Source organism: Pontibacillus halophilus JSM 076056 = DSM 19796, assembly GCF_000425205.1.
GTDB lineage: Bacteria > Bacillota > Bacilli > Bacillales > BH030062 > Pontibacillus_A > Pontibacillus_A halophilus.
Window position 1 is genome coordinate 1 of sequence record NZ_AULI01000001.1, and the last position, 22605, is coordinate 22605.

A 22605-nucleotide genomic window follows, 5' to 3' on the forward strand; every position below is an offset into this window, starting at 1 on the left:
ATATAAATCATCTTTGCGAAACATTCTTTTTAGAAGATAAGCAATACGTGTTGATAAAGAAATAAAGGATATTACACTATTTAATTAACGGGTGCGATTGTTGAATATGAGCGTCGCTTCTTTCATTAACGCGGCAGGTCATTTGTGGAAGAATAATTATTGACAACAAATGATAATCGAAATTATTTATGGAGGAAATTTATGAAATTTGTACTTCTATTTGGACCTCAAGCAGTTGGTAAAATGACAATTGGGCAAGAGCTTGAAAAGGTTACTGAATTGAAATTGTTTCACAACCATATGACCATAGAATTCCTACAACCATATTTCGGCTTTGGTCCAGAAATGTGGAGATTATCAACTCTATTTAGGACGGAAATATTTAAGGCGGTAGCTGAGAGTGAAGAGGCAGGGCTGATATTTACTTATGTGTGGGCATTTGATCAACAAGAGGATTGGGACTTTGTAGAGAAGATATGTGAAATTTTTGAGAGTAAGGGTTCAAGTATATATTTAGTTGAATTAGAAGCAGATATTGACGAGAGACTTGAACGAAATAAAAATCCTCACCGACTTGAACACAAGCCTACAAAAAGAAACATTGAATGGTCAGAAAAAGAACTAAAGGAAACAATGAAAAAACATAGGTTGAACTCCAACGAGGGTGAGATTAAAAAAGAAAATTACATAAAAATAAATAATACCAACTTGAGTGCTATGGAAGTAGCTAAGATAATTTCTGAAAGGTTTAATTTATGATTATATGTATGACTATGCTCTGCAACTAACGGGTGCTTTAGTTGAAGAACAAGTCAATAGAACATCAAAAACGCAGAGGAACGTAAACCTCTGCGTTTTCTTGTGTGATTTTGCTGTCCAAAGTTATGCGATTTACTTTGTTATTTCGCTTGTGAATCGGTGTTTTCTACTTCACAACTGAACTACTTACACATGTGTGGGTGCTTCCTTTTTTATTACTCACCAAGTTCTTGGTTTTTCACAACGTCGATGATTGCTTTAAGAGCTGCTTCTTCATCTTCGCCTTCTGCAGCAAATGTAACCTCAGCGCCATTCGGGATTCCAAGAGACATGATTCCCATGATGGACTTTAGGTTTACGCTTTTGCCATTGTACTCAAGCGTGATCTCTGAAGAGTACTTTCCAGCTTCTTGAACAAGTACTGTTGCTGGACGAGCGTGTACGCCGTCTTTTGCTGTGATTGTTACTGTTTGGTTTGTCATTGTAAATCTACTCCTTTATTGTATCGAGATTATATTTTTCTGTCCTTGCGAAACGGTACCTGCTTGATCGAGTTGAACGGATTGGCCTTCACCCAAGTTCGTGAATACTACTGGAGTAATCACAGAGCTTGCATGCTCTTTGATATAGTCAAGGTCTGCTTTAAGCAACAGTTGTCCTTGTTTAATTTCATCACCTTCAGAAACAAACGTTTCAAAGCCTTCCCCTTTCAGGCTGACAGTATCAATTCCAACGTGAATTAGAATCTCTGTACCATCCTCTGCAAGAATCCCCATCGCGTGCTTCGTTGGGAACACCGTCATGACTTTCCCGTTAACTGGAGATTGCACTTCACCCGAAGCAGGCTTCATCGCAAAACCATCGCCCATCATTTTACCAGAAAATACGGCGTCTGGCACTTCTGAAATCGGAAGAAGTTCCCCTTTCATCGGGCTTTCGAAATCAAACTTCGTTCCAGCCTCTATAGTAGGGGCTACTTGCTGACCTCCAGCATCCACTTCTTCCTTCGCACGACGTGGAGCCTTGCCGTCAATAATATCCTGCATTTGACCTCTAATCGTGTCGGATACCCCACCATAAATGGCTTGGATGTTGTTCCCAACTTCCATAACACCAGAGGCACCGAGTTGCTTCAATCGGTTCTTATCCACTTTATCAATGGAGTCTACAGAAACACGTAGACGAGTAATACAAGCATCAAGGTGTGTGATATTAGCTTGTCCACCCATTGCTTCAAGTATTTCATAAGGGCGGTCGTCGTTGGACGTTTCAGAAGCAGACTCTTCTGTATCTTGCTCACGCCCTGGTGTTGCTAGGTTAAATTTCGTAATCGCGAAACGGAAACCGAAGTAATAAATAACCGCAAATACAAGTCCGACTGGAATAACAAGCCACCAGTCCGTACGGTTTGGTAGAGCACCGAATAGCAAGTAGTCAATTAAACCACCTGAGAACGTCATCCCAATCTTAACGCCAAGAATTTGCATAATCATAAAGGATAGACCAGCGAATACAGCGTGAATTGCGAATAATACAGGAGCTACGAATAGGAATGAGAATTCAAGTGGCTCTGTAATACCTGTTAGGAATGATGTCAGCGCTGCAGAACCCATAATTCCCGCTACGACCTTCTTACGCTCTGGACGAGCTGTGTGATAAATCGCAAGCGCTGCTGCTGGTAGACCGAACATCATGAATGGATATTTACCTGTCATGAATGTTCCAGCAGTAAAGTCAACGCCATCCTTAAGCTGCGCCATGAAGATTTGTTGGTCCCCACGTACTGTTTCACCAGCTGCATTCACATAACTTCCAAATTCAAACCAGAATGGAGAATAGAAGATGTGGTGTAGACCAAATGGTACGAATGAACGTTCAAATAGACCGAAGATGAACGCTGCAAAGGTTGGACTTTGTTCTAACATAAAGTGAGAGAAAGAGTTTAGTCCGTTCTGAATTGGTGGCCAAACGAAAATAAGAGCCACACCTAAGAATAAAGAAGCAAATGCCGTCACAATTGGAACGAAACGTTTACCTGCAAAGAATCCAAGGTATTGTGGTAGTGATATATTAAAGAATCGTTTGTACATCATGGCGGCGAGCACACCCATGATAATCCCGCCGAACACCCCTGTTTGAAGCGTTGGTGTTCCGAGTACGTTCGCATATGCCGCTTCTGATGTCATTTGTGGTGTAACTTCTTTCAGAACACCCATCGTTTTGTTCATAATGAGATAACCGATGATTGCCGCAAGTCCTGCAACACCGTCACTGGTTAACCCAATGGCTACACCAACGGCGAAGAGTAAGGCCAAGTTATCGAAGACTGCCCCACCTGACTCTTCCATGATGAGTGCTAGCTTTTGAACCCAGTCAGTCCCAAATGCCGGGAAACGATTTAAGAATGTTTCTTCCTGAAATGTTGTACCAAATGCGAGCAATAGACCTGCAGCTGGCAATAGTGCAACAGGAAGCATAAGCGCTTTCCCCACACGCTGAAGTATACCAAATAGCTGTTTAAACATAGTGGTTCCCCCTTTATTATCGTGATGCAACCGATTCCACAAGCGCTTTCATAAAGAACATGAAAAAAGGCATGAGTGAGAAAAAGATACGACAATCCTAACAGGTATAGAGGTACACCTCTCCCCATTAGCAACTTGTCATCTTTCTTCACTCATGCCTGATCGTGTCAGTAACACGTAAAGATTAATGATTATGATTGCTTTTGTAAGCGCTGTAAATGAATCGTTAAATAAATCGCTTCCGCATCACCAATTGGCTTACGAAGCGTTTGTTGCATCACTTTGATCAACTTCCAAGCTAAATTATAGCATACGGGATATTCCATTTTCAACAGATTATCTAATTTTTCAGCTTTTTCTACCTTTTCTCCATTTAGAACCCTGTCGATTGTGCGGCGAAGATGTTGAAGCAAACGATGATACTCAATGCTCTTTCGGTCAAAGGTGATGTCCAAATGTTGTTCAATAAGAACAATTAGCTCTTGGATGAGCTTAGAGTGTCGATTCACTTCAGTTACGTCCTTATCCGTTATCGCACTGTGAATATGAATGGCGATGAAACCGACTTCACCTTCTGGAAGTGTAACGCCTTGCTGTTCCTCAATCTTCTCGACAATCTTTGCGGCAACTTCATACTCTTTCGGATATAGAGAGCTCAACTCATATAGGAACGGGTTCGAGAACTCCAAGCCTTCCTGGACCCGCTTAATGGCGAACGCAATATGATCTGTTAACGCAATGTGGATATGCTCGTTAAGCGCCTGTCCCATTTCATCTTCAATAAAGGCGACTAAATGGTTCATCAAGTAGACAAATTCTTCGTCCAAGAAAGGTAAAAGCTGTTTATATTTCTCTTGAGAACGTTCGTCCTGCAACACAAACGTCTTCTCCGCTGAATTAGAAGTCAATTCAGAACCAGGTTTCTTTCCAAAACCGATTCCCTTTCCAATCAGGATGATTTCAGATTGGTTCCCATCCTCAGCAATGACCACGTTGTTATTTAATACTCGTTTAACGGCGACTGTTTCCCCCACCTAGGTAGCCCCCTCACATTAAGAAAATATTTCTCTTTTGAGATTACATTGTTTTCGTCTCTCATATCATTATAAAATGATTTTATGATATTTTTAAAATTTTTTACAGGGGATAATCAGGAAATGGGGGATTAAGCATGATAAAAATGTTAGTATTTGACTTAGATGGAACGCTTCTTGATTATGATAAAAATCTTGTTAAGAAAGATATAGAAGCAATTGGTTCAGCGGTTCAGCAAGGCATAGGACTGACCATTGCCACTGGACGGATGGACCATGAAATACTGCATATACTTGATGTTCTAGGCCAGCCAGGTGTTGGGCATCGAGTCAGCCAGAACGGTTCTTTCGTCTACAACCGACAGGGAGAGCAAATTGCGTCTCACACATTTGACGAAGACACGGCCAAGCATCTCTATACCCTTGTGCCTGAGGATGAGGTCTTCTTGAGTGTATCGACTGAAACTGATACCTATGTTCGTGCTAAGAATGAGGGTACGAAGGAAATGGAAAAACGGATGTTTCATGAAATTCTTGAAGACGAACAGTTGTATACGAAGCTTGGGCAGGACATCTCCCCTTCCAAGATTTCAGTACACGGACCGACAGAAAGGCTGATCGAGAAACAGAAGGAAATTGATGAAGCTCTTGGTCACGCGCTCGATAGCTTCATATCAGACCCCTATTGTTTAGATATGGTTCCTAAGGGAGTGAGTAAGGGGGCGAGTCTCAGTGAGCTGCTGACACACTTAAACCTTAAGCCAGAAGAGGTGGCGTGTGTTGGAGATTCGTTCAATGATATTTCCATGTTCGAACTTACACCGTATAGTTTCGCGATGTCTCACGGTCATTCTGATGTAAAGAAGAAAGCCTCTCAAGTCGTAGACTATGCCTATGAAGCTGTAAATTTCGTATTCTCAACACAATCAACCAACTAAGCTAACATATACAAAGCGAGCGCCTAATTCTAGGCGCTCGTTCTTTATGATACTTTCGACCCCAAGATGGAGATTGGCAATGCCTCCCCATCAGGGTCACCAGTTAGGTTCTCCTGTACGGTCCCCGCCGCGTCCTGACGGTCCCCCCATGCGAATATGCCGTTCATGTAACGAACCTTAAAGAACAATCCTGGGTCACCTTGAATTTCATAGACTTCTCCAGGTCTAAAGCTTTGAGGATTTAACATATACGATTTAGCCATTAGAATCTTACGCTCATAAACCGCGTATTCATTCACCATCCCCATTTGTTCAGCTTTTCGAGCCTTTTCGGTTAAGGATGCTACCTCCTGACGAAGCTCTTCCACTGTTAAATCACTATACCTACGTTCCATGTCTCTCTCCCCCTTATGTTTAACTCTCTTCCGAATTACTCATTCACGTATTCGTCAAGAAATCGTTCAATCTGTTCAAATGGAAATCCTTTTCGGTAGAGAGCCCCTTTAATCTTGTGCTTAAGCTCAAATCCTTCCGCTTTAGCAGCATATTTCCTAAGTGCCTTCTCCCCTTGATGAACAACGGCTTGCCACTCTGCATCATCGTCACCATCTTGGTCTTCTTTCAATTCTTGCATAACGTCTTGGATCACATCTGAGGAGAACCCCTTTTGGAGCAGGGCTGCTTGTACCTTTTGCATCTGCTCACGATGAGACGTTCGACCATCTAGGCGAAACTTCTTGTGCGCAAGCTTCAGTGCTTTCTCAAACTCTTGCTCTCTTGGGTAGTGCATAAGCGCGTCTTCAATTGTATGCTTAGACACACCTTTCTCAATCAATTCCTGCTTCACGAGAACAGGCCCTTTACTTGATGTATTTACACGCGTACGTACGAGTGCTTCGGCAAATTCGCTGTCATTCAAGTACCCTTCATCAAGAAGACGTCCCACTACATACTCAATTTTCTCTTCATCCACTTCTTTACCAATTAGATACGTACGTATCTCCTTTTGTGAACGCATTCTGTAGCTTAAGTAATTGAGCGCTAGGGTAAACGTTTTATGAAAGTCATCCTGCTCGATTAAAGTCTGAATGAGCTCCTCATCAAGCTCCATCCCTTTTCGAAGCACGGATTGAACGAGTATTTCCTCGGACACACTGAATGCAAAGGCTTCGCCATCGCCTCGGTCGAGGAATATATTATAGCGTTGTTTATTCTTTTTTTGTGTGGTGATACGTGTCAATTTCGCCATGGAACTCACCTCTCGTATATTGTAACAAATGACGAATGGAAGCGGCATGTTTGGATGTCGATTTTTCCACATATTTACGATAAACTATTCTTAATCAAGGACAGGAGGCGGTCATATGCGTATTGCTGTAACAGGTGGTACAGGATTTGTTGGAACTCATTTGACTCGAAAGCTTGTGGATGAGGGACATGAGCTCTTTATTCTAACAAGAAGTCCAGAGAAGCATCATGACACAAATAGAATCCACTACGTAGGTTGGCTAAAGGATCAATTTAAACCTGAAGACGAATTGCTGCACCTTGATGCCATTGTCAATCTTGCAGGTGAGAATCTGAACGAAGGACGCTGGACTGAAGAGCAAAAGAACAAGATACACAACAGTCGAATAGAAGCAACCGATGCTGTCATTGAACTTATGAAACGACTAGAATCCCCCCCAAAAATTCTCGTTAATGCTTCGGCGGTAGGCTTTTATGGGACATCTCGTACCGAACAGTTTACTGAGGAAACAACGACTCCTGGGGATGATTTCTTGGCTCATGTAACGGCAGAGTGGGAGAACCGAGCGCAGCAAGCCGAAGAATTAGGCGTTCGTACTTCCTACCTTCGTTTTGGTGTCATACTAGGCGAAGAAGGAGCGCTACAAAAGATGGTGCTTCCTTACAAATTGTATGCAGGAGGAAATATTGGGGATGGTGAGCAATGGATGTCATGGATTCATATTCAAGATGTTGTAGGATTACTCGTCTTCGCTCTAACCAATGAACATGTCTCTGGTCCGCTTAACGTGACTGCTCCAACTCCGAAGCGCAATAAAGATATGGGCAGAACCATTGCGACAGTACTCAACAAGCCACACTGGATTCCCGCGCCGGCGAAAGCATTGAAGCTGGCATTAGGAGAAATGAGTACGCTCGTTCTGAATGGCCAATATGTCTATCCGAAGAAAGCATTAGAATTAGGTTATGAATTTAAGTATCCGAATCTCGAGCCTGCTCTTCAGAACATCTTAACGTAGGAAAGGAAGCCTTCGATTGAATACTACCTTACTGACAAATGTGAACCTTTATCCCGTCACTTCTTCACCCATCCCGGCTGGAGAAGTGCTGATTCAAAATGGAAAGATTCTAGCCTTTGGCCATGATGTTTCACCTCCGTCTGATGCGTGGATCATCGACGGTCAGGGGCTTTCTTTATATCCAGGATTTATTGATGTGCATACGCATCTCGGCTTATACGATGAAGGAACGGGTTGGGCTGGGAACGATGCGAACGAAACCATCGAACCACTCTCCCCTCACATCCGTGCGAGGGACAGCGTTCATCCATTAGATTTCGGTTTCCATGATGCGAGGAAAAATGGGGTCACAGCGGTACATATTATGCCAGGCAGTGCTAACGTAATTGGCGGTACAACTTCTGTGATTAAAACGGCAGGGAAGAATGTCGACAAGATGATTATTCGGGAAACGGCAGGGCTAAAGATGGCACTTGGCGAAAATCCGAAACGAATACACTCGCAGTCGAACACGGACTCCATTACGCGGATGGGAATTATGGGCATGCTTCGTGAAGCGTTTATCAAAGCTCAGTGGTGCGAACATCCTGAAGACCCACGCAACAAACCAATCATTCAAGCATTGAAACGTGAAATCCCCGTTCGTATTCACGCCCATCGAGCGGACGATATTCTAAGCGCGGTTCGTCTAGCAGATGAGTTCAATCTCGACCTCCGTATTGAGCATTGCACAGAAGGCCATTTAATTGCTGATGAACTAACAGGGCGCGACCTCCAAGTATCCGTCGGGCCGACTCTCACTCGGAAATCGAAAATTGAATTAAGAAACAAAACATGGGAAACCTATCATGTGCTCGACGCAGCCGGTATTCGTGTGTCGATTACAACAGACCACCCGTATGTACCCATTCAATATTTAAATTTGTGTGCAGCACTGGCGGCACGAGAAGGACTACCTGTCCAACGTGCTCTTGAAGGAATCACAATCTTACCCGCCCGTAATCTCGGAATTGATGACAGGGTAGGAAGCATTGAAATTGGGAAAGACGCGGATCTTGTCCTATGGGACGGTCATCCGTTTGAATACATGTCGAAACCAAAGTGGACAATGGTCAACGGAGAAATCGTGTATAAACACTCGAATTCAAACTAATGTGCTCACTTTAGGTTTAAACTTCTGAAAAGGGGTAAGTTAACCTATGTACAGCCTATTATACATAGATTGTACAAAACTTTATCAGAAGAGGGGTTTTCTAGTGAAGAAAGTATTATCCGTCGTAGCAGCATTTGTTTTAGCCATTACGTTTGCAGGTTCTACTGCATCCGCCGCACACCATGAAGGTATGGTTCGTGTCCTACACGCTTCTCCAGATGCACCAGCAGTTGATGTTTATGTTGATGGAAACGCAGTTGTTGAAGGTGCAGAATTTAAAGATGCAACAGATTACTTAAACCTTGAAGGTGGAGAACACCAAGTTGAGGTGTACGCTGCAGGTACGAAAGGTTCTGAGGAGCCTGTTATTTCTACGAGCGTAAACGTTGAAGGTGGCATGGCTTACACAGTAGCTGCTGTCGGAACACTAGATAGCATTCAACTTAAGGTTGTACAAGACAGCATGGATGTAACAGAAGGTAAATCTAAAGTACGCGTTGGTCACTTCTCTCCAGATGCACCAGCAGTTGACGTAGGTCCTATTGGTGGCGATGCCCTATTCAGTGGCGCTGAATTCCCAATGGTTACAGACTACAAAGAACTTGACCCAGGCACATACGACCTAGAAGTTCGCACAGCTGATGGTGGACAACAGGTACTTGATCTATCCGGTACGATGCTTGAGAAAAACACGGTTTACAGTGTATTCGCAGTGAACACTGCAGATAGCCTAGAAGCAATTGTTCTTAAAGATGCTACACTAATGCCAGATTCAATGCCTAAAACTGGTATGGGTGGCGCTTCTGAAACAACAAACTCTAACTCAGCTCTTTATGTAGCTGCTGGAGCTGTTGTTCTTGCTGCAGGTACATTCCTAGTATTCCGTCGTCGTTCAGAAGCGTAACGGAATGAGAGCATTTCTACTTGCTTGTTGCAGCCTTGTATTCCTAGCGAGCTGTGGAAGCGGAGAGTCTTCCTCCTCTTCCTCAGCTTCACAGGCTGCTACACCTAAACAAGCCACAACCCTTTCAAGTAAATCCACGATGGAATCCAAAGAACCTGCAACTGAAACCATGTCTGAAACACTTCAACCGGAACAATTAGGCATCGTACCCGAAAGGATTATTATCCCTGCCATAGATGTAGACGCCCCGATAGTGAAAGAGGGACTAAATCAGAATGGAGATATGGAAGTACCAGATAACTCAGTAGACGTAGGTTGGTTTGAACCTGGAACAGAACCAGGCAACGCAGGTAGCTCCGTATTAGCTGGTCACGTGGATGACTACACGGGTCCCGCCGTTTTCTTTGATCTGAAAGACTTGGAGAAAGGCGATGAAGTGATTATTGTTGGAGAAGGTGGAGAAGAACTTACATTCGAAGTTCAGAAGGTGGAAAGCTATCCATGGGATGATGCACCTATCCGCGAAATCTTCGGTCCAACAGACGAACGCCGACTAAATCTACTTACTTGTACTGGATTATACGACAAGGGCACGAACAATCATCAAGAACGATTAGCCGTCTATACTGAACTTGTCACCGAGTAAGAACAGCCTTATAGTTGCTGTTCTTTTTTTGTGTTCTAGCCTGTTCCGACCAAGTAATTTGCTAACAAGAAGTACCCTTGATGGCCTCCCTCTTAGGTGCCTGACCAATTACAAAAATTTATAAAAAAACTGATTCCGTTTTCGTATGTCCTTTAGTATGATAAGAGTAAGTAAGTTGATGTTACCGGATCTTAAGTTTTTTGAATAGCAAGTGACTAGGGAAGGCAAATGGTGCGCCACCAGTTTACTGGTTCTAGTGGGTTCGATTCCCACCCCGGATTTTTGTGAGCAATTGATAAAAATTCGAGGGTGGAACGGTACCACTGTGCAACTAGGCACATCCCTGGTCGGTTTCTGCCCTCTTGTAACCAGGAGGGATTTTTTTATGTTAAAAAAGCGTGATTTGCACGATTGTCCTGCTCTTTATGATTTGCTTGTCCATCCTTCTGTGTTCCCTTATGTACGTCACAAGGCGAACTCCACTGACGAGTACTACTTCGTCACTCGGAAGCTATTGGAAGCTGAGGACCGGGGGGAGCTTGTCTCTCGAACAATCGTCGACGAATGGAACCAACCAATTGGAACGATCAATCTCTTTGATATTTACGAGAATAAAGGCTTTCTTGCTACTTGGCTTGGGAAAGAGTTTCATGGGAAAGGCTACAACCAACCCGCGAAAGAAGCATTCTTTGAAGAGTTATTCTTTGAACTCGGGATTGAAGTCATCTTTATGAAGATCCGAAGCAGCAACATTCGCTCTCAAAAGGCCGCAAGCAAACTCCCTTACGCCATCTTAGCCAACGATGACTATCCGGATGTGTACGAATGGGTAAATCGCAACGAAAACACGTTTGACCTTTATGCTGTCACGAAAGAAAACTACTTGTTCCACTATGACCAAACGACACTTGCCAACGAAGAAGAAGCCCAAGAAGCTTGAAAGAACCAAAAGGGACCGTCTTTATGCGTACTCGAACGAGTATGTATAAAGACGGTCCTTTTTTTATGCGCTCCTTTATACCTGAAAGGCAAAGTATGAATAAAATCACCCATTCTTACTAAAACTAGAAAAAAGCAGGATAAGGAGGATGGATATGAATAACAAAGCAAAGGAAGCCAAGAAACGAAAAGGAAACCTCACGAAAGCACAGGAGATTTCCTATCTAAAGGATTTTAAACGCGCAAACAAAGCAACACTCCAATTTCCACCGAACGAACGTTAATGACCTGTGAATAAGACTTATCCACATCCTTGTGCACAATGTTGGTAACTTTCAAAAAGACCAGAATTGAGAGAAAACTTTATCCACTGTCATTTTGTGGATGAATCCCTCTTTAATTGTGGAAAAAGTGGATAAAGTTTCTGAATGCTGTGTATATTACATCAAGTATGTGGATAAAATTGTGAATAACAGATTGCTCATCTCATCATTCCTTTCTGGGTTACACATGATTCCTCCCCTTTTCACGTGTAAATCGAGTTTGAGCAATCCGTTCAAAAAGAGGCCTGACATTCGTGTCAGACCTCTTTTTTTATTGGATTTCGTCGAGGGGAATCGTGAATTCTGGTGTCCCTACGTACCCTGGTGCAATCTCATACTTGTTGAAAATCACAGTAATCTTTCCATCCTCTACGTAATAGGGTTGATTATCTCGTACACCTTTAAATCCTTCATCCCCAGTAAAGAACTCGTTCGGTCGCTGGTCAATTTGTCGCTTTATAGCTTTGTTAAGCTCATCGACGTTAGGTACATACTCCTTAATTGGAACAAATGAGGCTTCATCGATGTTCTCAAAGTTATAAGAGTGAACACGTTGGTCGAAGTTATTCCCTCTGGACGTTTCCTCTCTTAGGACTACAGAGTAGAAGTGAACATCCTGCTTCACGTCGTACGTCATATATAGAATATATGGAAAACCGGGGGTTTCATCCGCTTCTTCTTTAACGTCCGCAATGGTCTGTTTCACACGTTTCTCTATCCGCTTGTTCAGCTTCTTCTGAAAGGCTTCATCCTCTAAACCAATAAAGTGTGGATAAGTTACGTTTACCTCCAATTGAGAAGACGTTTCTTTGTATACTTTCTCTTCCCAGAGACGATTCGCTTCCTCAGCTGCAGATGTGAAGGTCATCCAGATTGCTGATCCTACAATCGCCATGAGTGCAACATACACGAACTTTCTCATCTCGACTCCTCCTTCTAGAATGTTCTAATTCTAGTTTGAGTCAAAATGGTCGATTTCATGAATAATGCTTTTCTGTTTCATTCAACGTATCCAGGGTTTTCGTCACGGCTTCTTCAAAGGGTGTATGGAAGAGTGGTCCGATTCGTTCTCTATATTTCGTTCCATCCAACTTAACAGGATAGCGTGTTAAATCCATCATCTCTACTAATTCCCTCATCATTGGGTCCCCCCAGCCCATCATACGAATGACTTCCTTACGGATAGGGAATAGCCATTTTCTCCGTCCGTAGTATCGTCTTATAATTTGGTTGATCTCGTGGCCTGAGATTGTGTTCGGACCTGGGATGTTCCATGTTTCTCCATAGGAAGAAGGACGAAGAGTTACTTCGAGTAAAGCTTTCGCTGCGTCTGGTGTGTAGATGTATTCGCGTTTGGCACGCATATTCCCAATAAAGATTCCGACTGGACGGCGTAACGTCGAGGAGAAGGTTTGATGAAGCATTGTAGGAGTAGCATGTGGCCCAAAGAAATCTGGGAAGTGGCAGATGAGCGAATCCACACCTTCTTGATGTGCATCCCATATTTGTTTCTCTAAGCGATTACGAAGGGCACCTTTCTTCGTATTCGGCCGCTTCTCCGCTTCCTCACTAACAGGTTGTGCGTGAAGTCCGTATCCATAGATGTTCTCCACCATGACGAACTTAGCTCTATGCTCTTTCGCACAATCAATCACATTCTGGGTGACAGCTTCTAAATGTTCCTCCCACTCATAATAAGGTAAATTTAGAGCATGGATGATAAGGTCAGCTCCTCTTGTCGCTTGCTTGAGTTGCTGGAAACGATGCGCATCTGCAGCAGCTAAGGAGACGAGGTGTTCCTCTTCAAAGCGCTGAAGCAATCGTTCTTGATTTCGCGCAATGGCGATTACTTCTATCCCTCTTCCCACACATTCACGAACAATTGCAGTACCAATGCTACCTGTTGCACCAACTACGGCTACTCTCATTTCCTTCTCCCCTATCGTATAGTTTAAGACACGGCTTCACTAAGAAAAGTGGCGTGGGCTTTAACGATTTCTTCAAGCTCTTCATAGGATTGTCCCCGCTTTAAATAATGGGTAACAAATCCATGTAAACTAAGGTAAAGAGACCATATTTCCTGGATGGACAACGTTTTGGTTGTATGAAATTGTACTGCTTTAGCAAGTACTCGGTAGCTTTCATTCGTTTCATCTACCATATAATTCTGTACATCATCATTCTGTAGAAGGAACATAACTTCATAATGACTCCGATACGTGAGTCCAAAACGCATGTACGCAATAAAAACGTCTTGTAGGGAACCGCGGCTTACAAATGGCTCGACTTCCTTTGTTAACGATGCAAAGTCTTCTTTGACGAGCGCAAAGAATAATTCCGCTTTGTTCTGGAAATGGTAGTAAATCGACCCATGGCTATAGCCAAGTTTCTTAGCTAGCTTCCTCATTGACAGCTGTTCGTAGCCTTCTGTAACAAATAGTTCACGCGCCGTCTCTAAAATCCGTTCTTTAGACAACTCCTCCTGTACTTTACGCCTTGGCATGCGACCTCCTCCTTTATTAACCACTGTTCAATTAATTTTATCATACGTTATTCTGACGTAAACGTCAAAGAAGCCCACTAACAACTTAGTGGGCTTCTGTATTTATCCTTGACTCAATTCTTTTAAATCTCTTAGTTGAGACGTATTGTCTTGAATCATTGTTGTCATTTGCGAATTACCTGAGAGCAATGTTTCTGAAGTGGACGTCAATTGTTGCAAGCTAGCTTGAGACTCTTCCATTAGCGCTGCCAAGCGATTAACAGCGTCCCCAATTGTATGCATCGATTGTTGCAACGTATCCACGGACGCTTCATACCCTTTTGTATAACTTGTCGTTTGTTCAATCGATTGCTGAATATGGTCAAACATGGTTGTAGACTGGTCTGTAGTTTGTTTACTCATCTCCATCTGTTCCATATTTTCAGCCATCTTCTGTTGTACAGCTGTTGATTTTTGCTCCACAGATGTAAGATTTTGATTGATTTGACTCGCTGATTGGTTGGACGTTTCAGCAAGCTTCCGTATTTCCTCCGCAACCACAGCAAAGCCTTTTCCATGTTCCCCTGCCCGTGCTGCTTCTATAGAAGCATTTAGTGCGAGCAAGTTCGTTTGTTCAGCAATCTCCTGTATTTTACTAGTGAATTGTCCAACTTCTTTAATCTTTCCAGTGAGGTCGTGAATGTCTGTTGCCATTTCACTTAAATCATCCCCAAATTGTCCAATTGCTTCGCTAAGCTGCTCAATTGTGACTTTCCCTTCTCGGGACAAGTCATTTGTTTCTTGCATGTCAGAAGCAAGCTTCCCTGTCTTATGCTTCATTTCTCCGTACAATTCGTTTGATTGCTGCACTTCTTCCGTAATGCCATTGATGTCACGAACCTGATCCTCAAAAGCACGGGTCAATTCTTGATAGGCTTTCGAGATATCTTGAAAGTGAGTATGATGCTCATCGCTACGCGCGCGCATCCCTTCCATACTCGAGAATGAGTTCTCAATGGAAGATGCAAGCTGTTGCTGGAGTTGTGCTTGACCTTCAAGAAGGTGCTGTACTTCTTCCTTCTGCGTGATCATTTCCTTCATGTATTCCTTTGAATACTTTACGACACCGAACAACATGACTGCTGACATCGTATAGTAATACATGACTTTTAGACTTTCTTGTGAGAATCCAATTACGCTTAGTCCATAGAAAGAGACTCCGTACCCAATGACGAGCGAAGTAAAGAAGACCCGATAATTCTGATAAATGCCAGATAGTATTAACACAAAGATTGTTAAGAAGAACGTGGATGTTGTTGGACTGACCGTCAAGATAACCACTTCAATGATGGACATGGCAACGATAATAATATACGCTGCGAGCCACTCCACTTTCTGAGTTAAATGAATCGTAACAAGTGCGGCCACCATGACGATATCTAACCCTAAAATTGAAACTAACAACGGCGTCGAATAACCCGCCTGAAACATGGCATATGTGGACAAGAAGGCTCCAATTACAAATATCCACAAGACCATTCCATTCTTCCGATGTAGTGCTTGATCCATTCCCTTTTCCCTCTCCCTTTGCTAGAACGAGTGTTATGATGACAGAGCTAAGATGAAAAATGGCAAACACAGTTCCATAATCTTATATGCTACAATTTACCTATTAAATCTTCTAGGATTTCTAGGTCTTTTATAATATCGTCACGAACCCGCGGATTATAAAATACAGCAGCTGGGTGATAGAGAGGGAAAAGGGTATAACGTTCCTTGCTATCTGTGTATTCCCATGCATTTTCATCTTTTAATAATTTTATTTCTGTCGTAAATGGCCGACCGTGTATGTCACTCATTTTATCTTTTCTACCTGTCAATCGCTCATAGGCCACACCACCAAGCGTCACAATTAACTTTGGCTGAATCTGTTGAAGTTGGTAATCCAATAATGGTGCGTGCGCTAACATTTCTTTCTCATTAGGCTTTCGATTGGCTTTACGTCTACCTTTCTTCTTGGAATCCACCCATTTATATGGACGACTACGTACTACACTCGTAATGTACACGTCTTCCCGCGTAATTCCAATCGCTTCGAAATACCCTGTCAGCTCTTTCCCCGCTCGGCCAATGAACGGTTGATTCTGTTCAATTTCATTCTCACCAGGAGCCTCTCCAACCACTACAATGTCCGCCTCTTCGTCTCCTGCACCAATGACAAGGCCTTCGACATCATAAGGCTGTATACGTTGCTGGCTCAATTGAATGAGATGCTCAGGTATCTTCATGTTCTTACACCTTCCTTCTTTCTATACCATCTCCTGAATCATAAGGGCCAAAACGATTCATCCCACAAGAAAACCCCATCACTTGGATAGGGTTACAGAAAGAGATCATTAACAGTGACGCGTTCTCCATTGTCGGCTCTTATGCCGTATTCACAATCGAGCTTCCCGCAAATCTCGTACGTGTTTGACTTTGGATTGTACACATACCAAGGTTCTAATGTAGCACAGTCCCATAGTTGTTCGAACGCATGAACACCATTAATTTTAGCTTCTTTAGATGGCTTCAGGTCATTATACATGGATAGAAACAGTTGACTATCCATATAGTTGATGGCCTTATAGGTCACACAATCGATGTATACAGCTAATTTACGCTTAATTAGTCGATTATCATTTGCTCGATGTAAGTGAGCAATGACGTATTCTTTATCCATATGTACACGACCAAGCTCCCATTTACCAGAATCATAAGGATATGCTCTTCGTAGAAACTCGCGCGTTGCTTCCTCTACCCTCTTTAACTCATTCTCTGTGAAGACAATCTTAAGAGGATGGGGTTTCTCCGCTGGCCAACCCTTCTTCAAGATTTCTGATTTAAACAACACACCTTCTTTAAATTCTTCCTCTAAAGGTTCGTCCCACATCATCTTCTTATGAACAGGGACACTCGTCCGTACGTCCATCAAGTAGTCCGATGTGTTCTGACCGTCATTATGTACGTAAACTTCATCGAACACATACGCAGCTACCCACTCTTTGTTCTTAACAGAAGGAATTTGCACTAGTGAAACTTGCTCAGCAGCCTGGTGCTTCATATGCTCATCAAGCTTCAACTGATAATCTTCCTTCTGAACCATCGCACTTGGTGGGAAACTACCAAATTTCGCGTAGGAGGTGAGTTCTTGTCGTTCATTTACTTTCACTTCTATTAATCCACCAGGGGATAACGGGATCCCATCCACATAAGTCTGAAGCATATACAAGTTGCATTCACTCTTCTGTACTTGAAGCGGAAGCATATCCTTAGTGGGTTGAGCTTCCAGAACCCAACGTTTCACTTCATCCTCATTTGGAAGCAGTATAGGAGTACCAGTTCTTACTCCACTTACATAGAGCATGGACAGCACCTCCCCTGAATAGACATCGATATCAATGACCGCCGTGCCATCGGGGTTCGAATCCTCGATACGCTCGAATTCTCCAGGAGGAAAGAATTCAAGTGATAAGACATGTGTCTGCTCCAGTGGGAGGCGACCATCCTTCTTAAATATGCCATAGTCATAGAGTAGATGCTGTTGTAAGCCAAACCTCTTTCTTACGATTTCCTCGAACTGCTCAACCTTTTCGTACATGAAGATCCCCCTCCCTATCTATCACCTAATTTACCAAATCTTTCATATATAATCCACTCTACTACTTTGAAAAATAAGAACGATCTATGAATAAATAGGGAAGGTTCATGGTTTCGTCAGGCATTAATTTTTTTGTCTTCTTCGTTGTCTCCATACTGTCCACTCTAAGGAAGAGATACAAATAAGCAGCCAAGAAAGCCCAAATGCAAATCCTGCCATCACATCCGTGAAATAATGCACCCCAAGATACACTCGGCTTAGCCCGATGAACACAATTGCTGCAATGAGTAAGGATACAATCAACACTTTCCAACCCTTCCGAAGGTGGTGAAGAAGAACGTAATACAGAATAAATCCATAGAAAACAATTGAACCCGTAGAATGGCCACTAGGAAAGCTGAATCCAGTTCCATCATATTCTTCTAGTACAGATGGACGTTGGCGCTCAAAAGTCAGTTTCAGTAACTTTGTTAAGAGACTAATTCCTAACATCGAGACCGCAAAATAAATTGCTATCCAACGACTCTTACTTGAGAAGAATAATAGATAAGCAAAGAACAGAATGGAAGCCACTGTAATCCAAATCACAGATCCCGCATCTGTAATCCATCCCATTGCCACACTAAGCCATGGGGTCTGAATCTGCCGTACAAGTTCAGTTACATATTGATCCACCGCAAACTTCTCTTGTTCAAGTACTTCCCCAGCAAGTTCTGCGAAGGCATAAAACGCCCCACCAGTTGCGATGAAGCCGATTAGAATAATAAGTACCGATCGCTTGGATAAATCTTTTAGAGTTGTACCACTAAATATCAACGTAACTCCTCCTTTACTCTCCTATTTCGCTGTAGGTAGTATTCCTCCATTCAGCACTTCTCCAAACGTTTTGTAAGAAACACCTCTATAAAACAACATAAAAACAACAAATAACAACTAAAAACACAACATTTACTTGGTATTAATCTCTATTTTACACTATCCGTTTATAGTGAAACGTGAGGAAACATACAGGAGGGATTCATGGATAAAGTGGAGATGATTGGTATTTTCGAGGGAATCTTAGGGCCATTAACAAACATAAAAGAGGTGTCCAGGAATGAAATTAATGAAAAAGGGAATGTTGTTTTCCTTTGTACTTACTCTATTACTTGTGATAACGGCTTGTGCTGGTGGGGATGCCGAGACGACAGATAAAGAAATTACGGTATACACAGCTGTTGAGGACGACATGATTGAACCTTACCTTAGTTCATTTAAAGAAAAGTACCCAGATATCACCGTTAATATTGTTCGAGATTCAACTGGTGTCATCACGTCCAAGCTTCTAGCAGAGAAAGACAATCCGAAAGCCGATGTGGTGTGGGGCCTTGCTGCTACAAGTCTACTTGTAGCCGACCAAGAAGGAATGCTTGAAGCCTATGCTCCTGAAGGAATTGAACGGATTGCGGACCAATATAAAGATACAACGAACGAGCAGCCCCATTGGGTCGGCATTGATGCATGGTTAACAGGAATCGCAGTTAACACAGTGGAGCTTGAAGAGAAAGGTCTAGAGATTCCAAGAACGTACGAAGACTTACTAGACCCGCAATATGAAGGGATGATTACGATGCCAAACCCAGCTTCATCAGGAACAGGCTTTCTATCCGTATCTGGTCTGATGCAACTTATGGGTGAAGACGACGCATGGAATTACATGGACAAGCTTCATCAGAATATTGGCATGTATACACACTCTGGCTCAAAGCCTGGGAAACTTGCTGCTCAAGGTGAATATCCAATCGGCATTACCCAAGGCTACCGCGGCATTATTGAAGCACAAAAAGGTGCCCCAATTGAAACCATCTTCCCTGAACAAGGCTCTGGTTGGGACTTGGAAGCAAACGCCCTTGTGAAGAAAGAAACCATCAAGGAGGAAGCAAAGCTATTCCTAGACTGGGCGATTTCAGATGAGGCGATGAAAGAGTACAGCGAGAACTTTGCTATTACAACAGTTCCTACAGACAAGCCTGTACCAGAAGGCTTCCCTGAGAACCCTGCCTCTCAACTAATCGAGAATGACTTCAACTGGGCAGCAGAGAACCGCGACACCATCCTTGATGAGTGGACAAAACGATATGACGGGAAGAGCGCACCTAAATAAGGTGCCTCTCCTCTCTTCATAAAGGAGGAAAATCCATGATGAGTCATCTGAGCATCCGCAATGTCGAAAAACGCTTCGGCTCGTTTACAGCATTAGACCAACTGTCCATGGACGTGGAAAAAGGCGAATTCGTCTGTTTACTAGGCCCAAGTGGGTGCGGCAAAACCACACTTCTTCGCATCATAGCTGGACTTGAGCAACCGAACTCAGGCGCAGTTGTGATGAATGGGCAGCCGATTACACATTTCCCCCCTGCTAAGCGCAATTTCGGAATTGTCTTTCAGTCTTATGCCTTGTTTCCAAATTTGACAGCGTACCAAAACGTTGCGTACGGGTTGAAAACAAAGAAGTTGCCGAAGAAAGAAATCAGAGAAAAAGTGAACGAAACACTCGAACTCGTCAACCTTTCTCATATTGCGGACCGCTACCCTTCTCAACTATCAGGTGGACAGCAGCAACGAATCGCATTAGCGCGTGCAATCGCCCTTTCTCCAGATTTCCTATTACTGGATGAACCGTTATCTGCTCTTGATGCGAAGGTCCGTCTCAAGCTAAGAAATGAGATGAAGCGAATCCAGCAAAAGCTTGGCATTACAACGATCATGGTGACACATGACCAGGAAGAGGCTCTTTCTCTAGCTGACCGGATTGTGGTCATGAACCACGGAACCATTGAACAAGTAGGAGAGCCAGAAGCTGTGTACGAACAACCAACATCCTCCTTCGTTGCAGACTTTATTGGTACGGCGAACTTTGTTCCTTCCGTTCAAGATAATCAAGTAGCTGCCATTCGCCCTGAGCACGTTCACATGGGGCTATCCCCGTCTGCTACATCCATGCCCGCGGTTGTGGAGCACATGGAATTTAGAGGGCACACGTATCGCTGTTTCGTGCAGGCCAATGGAACAGCCATGTGCGTAGACGTGAATACACAGTGGCTACACGAACATCCATTAGCAATTGGTCAACAGGTTCACATTGAATTACAGACACATAAGATGATGGTCTTCCATAACCCAACAGAAACGAAGTCCATTTCAGCAACAAGTTAGGAGTTTCATTATGATGACTACGGTAAGAAACTGGTTCTTAAATGAGCCTACAATCCCACAGCAATCTGGTCCTGTTGAACGGTTGCAGAAGACTCTCATCGTCATGATGATGCTCGCATTACTGATTACGATTGTGTTACCTGTATGGGAGTTACTACAACGAGCGATGCAGAACCGTTCTGAGGAATTTGTTGGTCTTCAAAACTTTGTGACGTACTTCTCCTCACCATCCTTGTTTCAATCAGCAACCCATACGTTAACCGTCGCATCCGTAACGACCGTCATCTCAGTCGTAATTGCTTTCCTATTCGCATATGCCTTAACGCGCACTCAAATTAAAGGAAAGACCTTCTTCACGTACGTCGCGTTGTTGCCCTTGTTCGCCCCAACAATGATGTATGGAATTGGGTTAATCTATTTATTCGGGAATAACGGATTACTAACAACTGGCTTCTTTGGAGCATTGGAATCGATTGGTTTCACCGAGTTTGATTTCAACCTTTATGGATTTAAAGGAATTGTCATATCGGAGATTATCTTTACGTTTCCACAAGCCTTTCTCATCTTGAAAGTCGCGTTGTCTACAGCAGACCAACGATTATATGAAGCAGCAGACACAATGGGGGCATCAACTGTACGTAAGTTCTTTACTATTACATTGCCTAACATTAAATACGGCCTTGTCAGTGCGATGTTCGTCTGCTTCACGTTAAGCTTCACAGACTTTGGAGCCCCGAAGGTCGTTGGCGGTCAGTACAACGTTCTTGCAACAGATGTGTACAAGCAGGTTATTGGTCAACAGAACTTCTCCATGGGAGCGACGGTAGGAATTATTCTTACGTTCCCTGCCATTATCGCTTTCATCGTAGATCAAACGATTCAACGGAAACAAGGAAATGGCTTGTCGGCGAAATCGGTCCCCTACCGTACACCAGCTAACCGCTCACGGGATCGTTGGTTCTTAACCTTCTGTCTCCTTGTAACAAGCTTTCTCTTCCTTCTATTTGGAGCGGTAGTAGGTGCAGCGTTTGTAAACGTATGGCCTTATGATTTCTCTCTTACATGGAAGCACTTTGGTTTCGGGAACGTTGCAGGAGACGGCTTACAACCTTATTGGAATAGCCTGCTTGTCTCAAGTGTAACGGCAGTTCTCGGCACAGCCATTATTTTCTTTGGAGCTTACTTAATTGAGAAGTCCCGCTACTTGAGATCTGTTCGGAAGATGGCCTACTTCCTATCCATCTTACCTATCGCTCTGCCTGGATTGGTCATTGGATTGGCATTTATCTTCTTCTTTAATCAACCAACGCTGACCATCCCGTTCATAGGAGTTGACGTGTACAACCCACTTCAACACCTTTATGGCACGATGGCGATTCTTGTATTAGCGAACGTAATCCATTTTTACTCGGTTTCCTTTATTACCGCGAATACATCGCTTAAGAAACTGGATAACGAATTTGAATCTGTGTCAGAAGCAATGCGTGTGCCTTTCTATAAGACATTTACACGTGTCACAGTTCCGATGTCACTTCCCGCTATTTTAGAGATGATGATGTACCTCTTCGTCAATTCTATGACGACCATTTCGGCCGTTGTCTTTCTCTATTCAGCCGATTGGAAGCTCGCATCCATCGCCATCGTCAATATGGATGACGCCGGAGATATTGCTCCAGCTGCGGCAATGGCATTACTAATTATCGGAACGAATATTCTTGTTCGCGTCGCTTATGAATTCGGACTACGCAACATCCGCAAAAAAACATCCGCTTGGCAAAACCAAGCACAGTAAAGGAGACA

Annotated in this window: 23 protein-coding genes; 11 read left to right on the forward strand and 12 right to left on the reverse strand. The window is 43.2% G+C overall.

The annotated features are described in order from the left end of the window. Nucleotides 1–201 precede the first annotated feature (201 nt). Entirely contained in the window at nucleotides 202–759 is a 558-nt protein-coding gene (locus H513_RS0100005) for a DEAD/DEAH box helicase family protein (protein ID WP_026798841.1), read from the forward strand. A 215-nt stretch (nucleotides 760–974) separates the two neighbouring features. Here H513_RS0100005 and H513_RS0100010 read toward each other — a convergent pair whose 3' ends face one another. The 3 genes from H513_RS0100010 to glcT all read right to left on the reverse strand — a co-directional run bounded on the left by H513_RS0100010 (nucleotide 975) and on the right by glcT (nucleotide 4318). Further along, nucleotides 975–1241, reverse strand: a complete 267-nt coding sequence (locus tag H513_RS0100010) for a phosphocarrier protein HPr (RefSeq protein ID WP_026798842.1) — start codon at nucleotides 1239–1241, stop codon at nucleotides 975–977. A gap of 15 nt (nucleotides 1242–1256) precedes the next feature. Next, nucleotides 1257–3284: a glucose-specific PTS transporter subunit IIBC gene (gene ptsG / locus H513_RS0100015; protein ID WP_026798843.1), complete on the reverse strand. Its 2028-nt coding sequence runs from the start codon at nucleotides 3282–3284 to the stop codon at nucleotides 1257–1259. A gap of 191 nt (nucleotides 3285–3475) precedes the next feature. Then, nucleotides 3476–4318, reverse strand: a complete 843-nt coding sequence (glcT, locus tag H513_RS0100020) for a glucose PTS transporter transcription antiterminator GlcT (protein ID WP_026798844.1) — start codon at nucleotides 4316–4318, stop codon at nucleotides 3476–3478. A 137-nt stretch (nucleotides 4319–4455) separates the two neighbouring features. On the opposite strand from glcT, the gene H513_RS0100025 reads away from it, so the two are divergent. After that, nucleotides 4456–5256, forward strand: coding sequence for a Cof-type HAD-IIB family hydrolase (locus H513_RS0100025; protein ID WP_026798845.1), 801 nt, complete (start codon nucleotides 4456–4458; stop codon nucleotides 5254–5256). A 44-nt stretch (nucleotides 5257–5300) separates the two neighbouring features. Here H513_RS0100025 and H513_RS0100030 read toward each other — a convergent pair whose 3' ends face one another. Both H513_RS0100030 and recX read right to left on the reverse strand, forming a co-directional pair. Continuing rightward, nucleotides 5301–5651, reverse strand: a complete 351-nt coding sequence (locus H513_RS0100030) for a YfhH family protein (RefSeq protein ID WP_026798846.1) — start codon at nucleotides 5649–5651, stop codon at nucleotides 5301–5303. 35 nt (nucleotides 5652–5686) lie between these two features. Then, complete coding sequence (gene recX / locus H513_RS0100035; protein ID WP_026798847.1) at nucleotides 5687–6505, reverse strand: recombination regulator RecX; 819 nt, start codon at nucleotides 6503–6505, stop codon at nucleotides 5687–5689. Between the two features lie 115 nt (nucleotides 6506–6620). On the opposite strand from recX, the gene H513_RS0100040 reads away from it, so the two are divergent. From H513_RS0100040 to H513_RS21395, 6 genes are all read left to right on the forward strand, one after another. Continuing rightward, entirely contained in the window at nucleotides 6621–7523 is a 903-nt protein-coding gene (locus H513_RS0100040; RefSeq protein WP_026798848.1) for a TIGR01777 family oxidoreductase, read from the forward strand. Between the two features lie 16 nt (nucleotides 7524–7539). Continuing rightward, nucleotides 7540–8676 carry an amidohydrolase gene (locus H513_RS0100045; RefSeq protein ID WP_026798849.1) on the forward strand — a complete coding sequence of 379 codons (1137 nt, stop codon included), beginning with the start codon at nucleotides 7540–7542 and terminating at the stop codon, nucleotides 8674–8676. Between the two features lie 103 nt (nucleotides 8677–8779). Then, on the forward strand, nucleotides 8780–9580 hold the full coding sequence (locus H513_RS0100050; protein WP_026798850.1) for a DUF4397 domain-containing protein: 801 nt from the start codon (nucleotides 8780–8782) through the stop codon (nucleotides 9578–9580). 4 nt (nucleotides 9581–9584) lie between these two features. Continuing rightward, complete coding sequence (locus H513_RS0100055) at nucleotides 9585–10226, forward strand: class F sortase (protein WP_026798851.1); 642 nt, start codon at nucleotides 9585–9587, stop codon at nucleotides 10224–10226. A gap of 385 nt (nucleotides 10227–10611) precedes the next feature. Continuing rightward, entirely contained in the window at nucleotides 10612–11166 is a 555-nt protein-coding gene (locus H513_RS0100060; protein WP_026798852.1) for a GNAT family N-acetyltransferase, read from the forward strand. A gap of 154 nt (nucleotides 11167–11320) precedes the next feature. Beyond that, complete coding sequence (locus H513_RS21395) at nucleotides 11321–11449, forward strand: YfhE family protein (protein ID WP_161625276.1); 129 nt, start codon at nucleotides 11321–11323, stop codon at nucleotides 11447–11449. A 310-nt stretch (nucleotides 11450–11759) separates the two neighbouring features. Here H513_RS21395 and H513_RS0100070 read toward each other — a convergent pair whose 3' ends face one another. The 7 genes from H513_RS0100070 to H513_RS0100100 form a co-directional block, all read right to left on the reverse strand. Further along, nucleotides 11760–12410 (reverse strand): DUF3298 and DUF4163 domain-containing protein, encoded by a 651-nt coding sequence (locus tag H513_RS0100070; protein WP_026798853.1) that lies wholly within the window; start codon nucleotides 12408–12410, stop codon nucleotides 11760–11762. Nucleotides 12411–12465: 55 nt separating this feature from the next. Continuing rightward, nucleotides 12466–13416: an SDR family NAD(P)-dependent oxidoreductase gene (locus H513_RS0100075; RefSeq protein WP_026798854.1), complete on the reverse strand. Its 951-nt coding sequence runs from the start codon at nucleotides 13414–13416 to the stop codon at nucleotides 12466–12468. Nucleotides 13417–13439: 23 nt separating this feature from the next. Next, nucleotides 13440–13991, reverse strand: coding sequence for a TetR/AcrR family transcriptional regulator (locus H513_RS0100080; protein WP_036768883.1), 552 nt, complete (start codon nucleotides 13989–13991; stop codon nucleotides 13440–13442). 102 nt (nucleotides 13992–14093) lie between these two features. Continuing rightward, the gene (locus H513_RS0100085) at nucleotides 14094–15539 is read right to left on the reverse strand and encodes a methyl-accepting chemotaxis protein (RefSeq protein ID WP_026798856.1); all 1446 of its coding nucleotides are present in this window, start codon (nucleotides 15537–15539) and stop codon (nucleotides 14094–14096) included. A gap of 89 nt (nucleotides 15540–15628) precedes the next feature. Beyond that, on the reverse strand, nucleotides 15629–16258 hold the full coding sequence (locus tag H513_RS0100090; protein WP_026798857.1) for a uracil-DNA glycosylase: 630 nt from the start codon (nucleotides 16256–16258) through the stop codon (nucleotides 15629–15631). Nucleotides 16259–16350: 92 nt separating this feature from the next. Further along, nucleotides 16351–17610: a hypothetical protein gene (locus H513_RS0100095; RefSeq protein WP_026798858.1), complete on the reverse strand. Its 1260-nt coding sequence runs from the start codon at nucleotides 17608–17610 to the stop codon at nucleotides 16351–16353. 123 nt (nucleotides 17611–17733) lie between these two features. Then, entirely contained in the window at nucleotides 17734–18426 is a 693-nt protein-coding gene (locus H513_RS0100100; RefSeq protein WP_026798859.1) for a phosphatase PAP2 family protein, read from the reverse strand. Between the two features lie 289 nt (nucleotides 18427–18715). Between H513_RS0100100 and H513_RS0100105 the strand changes: the two genes are divergently transcribed. From H513_RS0100105 to H513_RS0100115, 3 genes are read left to right on the forward strand one after another with little or no spacing between them, the layout of a single operon-like run. Next, nucleotides 18716–19753 (forward strand): putative 2-aminoethylphosphonate ABC transporter substrate-binding protein, encoded by a 1038-nt coding sequence (locus H513_RS0100105; protein WP_081658137.1) that lies wholly within the window; start codon nucleotides 18716–18718, stop codon nucleotides 19751–19753. A gap of 35 nt (nucleotides 19754–19788) precedes the next feature. After that, nucleotides 19789–20805, forward strand: coding sequence for a putative 2-aminoethylphosphonate ABC transporter ATP-binding protein (locus tag H513_RS19305; protein WP_051239540.1), 1017 nt, complete (start codon nucleotides 19789–19791; stop codon nucleotides 20803–20805). Nucleotides 20806–20818: 13 nt separating this feature from the next. Further along, the gene (locus H513_RS0100115; protein WP_026798861.1) at nucleotides 20819–22597 is read left to right on the forward strand and encodes a putative 2-aminoethylphosphonate ABC transporter permease subunit; all 1779 of its coding nucleotides are present in this window, start codon (nucleotides 20819–20821) and stop codon (nucleotides 22595–22597) included. The last annotated feature ends 8 nt before the right edge of the window (nucleotides 22598–22605 follow it).

Coding starts and splice junctions, on each gene's coding strand:
- H513_RS0100115 (WP_026798861.1), top strand. CDS start 20,819: ATGACTACGGTAAGAAACTGGTTCTTAAATGAGCCTACAATCCCACAG.
- H513_RS0100060 (WP_026798852.1), top strand. CDS start 10,612: ATGTTAAAAAAGCGTGATTTGCACGATTGTCCTGCTCTTTATGATTTG.
- H513_RS0100030 (WP_026798846.1), bottom strand. CDS start 5,651: ATGGAACGTAGGTATAGTGATTTAACAGTGGAAGAGCTTCGTCAGGAG.
- H513_RS0100040 (WP_026798848.1), top strand. CDS start 6,621: ATGCGTATTGCTGTAACAGGTGGTACAGGATTTGTTGGAACTCATTTG.
- H513_RS0100010 (WP_026798842.1), bottom strand. CDS start 1,241: ATGACAAACCAAACAGTAACAATCACAGCAAAAGACGGCGTACACGCT.
- H513_RS21395 (WP_161625276.1), top strand. CDS start 11,321: ATGAATAACAAAGCAAAGGAAGCCAAGAAACGAAAAGGAAACCTCACG.
- H513_RS0100025 (WP_026798845.1), top strand. CDS start 4,456: ATGATAAAAATGTTAGTATTTGACTTAGATGGAACGCTTCTTGATTAT.
- H513_RS19305 (WP_051239540.1), top strand. CDS start 19,789: ATGATGAGTCATCTGAGCATCCGCAATGTCGAAAAACGCTTCGGCTCG.
- H513_RS0100075 (WP_026798854.1), bottom strand. CDS start 13,416: ATGAGAGTAGCCGTAGTTGGTGCAACAGGTAGCATTGGTACTGCAATT.
- H513_RS0100090 (WP_026798857.1), bottom strand. CDS start 16,258: ATGAAGATACCTGAGCATCTCATTCAATTGAGCCAGCAACGTATACAG.
- H513_RS0100085 (WP_026798856.1), bottom strand. CDS start 15,539: ATGGATCAAGCACTACATCGGAAGAATGGAATGGTCTTGTGGATATTT.
- H513_RS0100055 (WP_026798851.1), top strand. CDS start 9,585: ATGAGAGCATTTCTACTTGCTTGTTGCAGCCTTGTATTCCTAGCGAGC.
- H513_RS0100095 (WP_026798858.1), bottom strand. CDS start 17,610: ATGTACGAAAAGGTTGAGCAGTTCGAGGAAATCGTAAGAAAGAGGTTT.
- recX (WP_026798847.1), bottom strand. CDS start 6,505: ATGGCGAAATTGACACGTATCACCACACAAAAAAAGAATAAACAACGC.
- ptsG (WP_026798843.1), bottom strand. CDS start 3,284: ATGTTTAAACAGCTATTTGGTATACTTCAGCGTGTGGGGAAAGCGCTT.
- H513_RS0100070 (WP_026798853.1), bottom strand. CDS start 12,410: ATGAGAAAGTTCGTGTATGTTGCACTCATGGCGATTGTAGGATCAGCA.
- H513_RS0100080 (WP_036768883.1), bottom strand. CDS start 13,991: ATGCCAAGGCGTAAAGTACAGGAGGAGTTGTCTAAAGAACGGATTTTA.
- H513_RS0100005 (WP_026798841.1), top strand. CDS start 202: ATGAAATTTGTACTTCTATTTGGACCTCAAGCAGTTGGTAAAATGACA.
- H513_RS0100105 (WP_081658137.1), top strand. CDS start 18,716: ATGAAAAAGGGAATGTTGTTTTCCTTTGTACTTACTCTATTACTTGTG.